The sequence below is a fragment of the Silvania confinis genome, assembly GCF_025564085.1.
GTDB lineage: Bacteria > Pseudomonadota > Gammaproteobacteria > Enterobacterales > Enterobacteriaceae > Enterobacter > Enterobacter confinis.
Window position 1 is genome coordinate 1 of record NZ_JAMGZJ010000024.1, and the last position, 405, is coordinate 405.

General features: G+C 67.2%; 1 protein-coding gene. It reads left to right on the plus strand.

Annotation, left to right across the window (positions count from 1 at the left end):
* Positions 1-145: 145 nt before the first annotated feature.
* On the plus strand, positions 146-405 hold a 260-nt coding region (locus tag M8013_RS00110; RefSeq protein ID WP_271265817.1), incomplete at its 3' end, for a 3-hydroxyacyl-CoA dehydrogenase NAD-binding domain-containing protein.

The following is a 405-nucleotide window of genomic DNA, read 5'->3' on the forward strand; positions in this document are numbered from 1 at the left end:
TGCTGGCGGCGAGCCTGCCGGCGTTCGATGAAACCTTCAGTACCAGCAAGACCCTGGGCGTAGGCCTGGTGGTGCTCGGCGTGTTGACCGTCAACGCCCGCCGCACCGCTGCCGCGCCCGCGCATCATCCGTCGAGGAAAGCACCATGAAGATCAGCGTATTCGGCAGTGGCTATGTAGGACTGGTGCAGGCCGCCGTCCTCGCCGAAGTGGGCCACGATGTACTGTGCATGGACATCGACCGGAACAAGGTCGAACGCCTCGCGCAGGGCCTCGCCAGCATCTACGAACCCGGGCTCGACGCCTTGCTGCGCGAAGGCCTGGACAGCGGCCGCCTGCGTTTCAGCAGCGATGCGCGCCTGGCCGTGGAGCACGGCCGGGTGCAGTTCATCGCGGTCGGCACCCC